Raw genomic sequence first — 1,985 nt, forward strand, 5'->3', positions numbered from 1 at the left:
TTATTAATGAGGGCGCGTGTGGAAATGGAATTATTAAAATTAAAACGCCATCAGTTTTAAATAACAATTATCCGGCAGCCTTTGCGCTTAAGTATATTGTTAAAGATTTAAAGTTGGCAAAAGAAGCCGGCCTTTCCTCGCCATTATCAATACCACTTTTGAATACCTTTAGTGCAGCAATGAATGAAGGAGGTCTTGGCGATCAGGATCTTATGTCTGTTATTAAATACCTGGAAAAGACTTAATCTGTAACGCTTTGTAGAAACGTTAGAGCGCTATTTTATTCTTATCTTTAGCACATTGCTATTACATTGTTGAATGACGGAAAAAGAAGGATACAACTCGGAAAATTTTGACTTCTCTACGCKGAAGCCGATTTTAAATGCCAAGCAAAATGTTAAGCTACCTGTATCCGAAACAAAGGGAAATACAAAAATGATATTGATATTTAGTCAACATCGTTTTTACAGACATTTGGTAGTAGAACTTGCAGAAGCTGAAATTACTTTAAACGGAAAACCTAAAAACCCACTTACTTTTATTGATCCGACTGACATGATCTGGAAAACAGATAGTCAGGAGGAGCTGAAATTTTATACCGGTATTTCAAAGTTCAGAAATAACTACGATGCAGGTAAATCAGAATCTGATCTGGAAGGACTTAAAGCAATGGCTAAAAATCCATTGGGATTTGAAGTATACCTTCATGACGAGAAGGTTTCAACGAATATTACCGCATCATCTATTATACCGGGACAGCTAAAGGTTTTAAAGGTTGATCTTACTTTAACAGTAGATGAAAAAGGAGATTTTTTTGAAATTTCGGCAAAACTGTTGCTGGAAAATAAGCCTTTCTCTTTGGATATGCTTAAGGTAAAGTATCATTATTTTATTCAATGGAGCAACACACTTTATCTGATAAACAATCCCCACTTCCTGAGCGTGCTGGCATTTTTTAAACAGCATAATGATATTATTGTAGTACACAGATCAGAATTTGAACTGTTTCAGGAAAACATACTTTCTAAATTAGAAGATAAGGTTAAGATCAATTATTCTTATTTAAAAACAGCCACCAAAAAACAAATAGAAGAAAAGGGATTTGATCTCGATAATGAACAGATCATCTATTTATCTGAATCAGAAGATTTTGTATTGGTTACACCTGTTATCAGATATGGCAGTCTGGAAATTCCGATACTTTCTAAAAAGCAAATTAGAGCCAAAGATAAAAGAGGAAACATATTTACATTAAATAGAGATGAGGATACAGAGTTCCAGTTTATATCCAATATTTCAAGAGAGCACCCGTTCTTTTATGAACAGGTACAGGAATTACCGGAACAAGCACATGCTGACTGCTTTTACCTCCATAAAAAGAGATTTACAGAAGATAACTGGTTCCTAAATGCTTTTGAGGCATGGCGAAATAAAGGGATAACAATTCTTGGTTTTAATGAATTAAAGAACAATAACTTAAACCCGTACAAAGCTGATATTTCTATTAACGTGATCAGTGGTATAGATTGGTTTGAGACTTCAGTAAAAGTTAAATTTGATAAGCAGGCGGTTTCATTAAAACATCTGCATCGTTCAATCCGCAACAAAAGTAAGTTTGTTCAATTGGATGACGGCACGTTAGGGATATTGCCTGATGAATGGATTGAGAAGTTTACAGGCTACTTTAGTGCAGGAGAGGTAGTGGAAGAAACTATTCGTACTTCAAAAATTAATTATGCTTCGGTTGACGAATTGTATGAACTGGAGCAACTAGATGAAGTTGTTAAAGATGAAATGAAACTTTATCGCTCTAAGTTGTCTGATTTTGAATCTATTAAAGAAGTAGAAGTTCCTTCAGGACTTAATGCCACGCTACGTGGATATCAGAGAGAAGGCTTAAACTGGTTGAATTTTTTAGATGGTTTTAATTTTGGAGCTTGTTTGGCAGATGATATGGGATTGGGTAAAACCATACAGGTACTTGC

At 34.7% G+C, this 1,985-nt stretch carries 2 protein-coding genes; both read left to right on the top strand.

Features of this window, described 5'->3' with window-relative positions; translation table 11 throughout:
- A partial coding sequence (locus tag AC1DDX_RS26885; RefSeq protein WP_477622979.1) for an NAD-binding protein occupies positions 1-245 on the top strand: 245 nt, incomplete at its 5' end.
- A 73-nt stretch (positions 246-318) separates the two neighbouring features.
- On the top strand, positions 319-1,985 hold a 1,667-nt coding region (locus tag AC1DDX_RS26890), incomplete at its 3' end, for an SNF2-related protein (protein ID WP_477622980.1).

Source organism: Pedobacter sp. 10L46_2 (assembly GCF_056395165.1).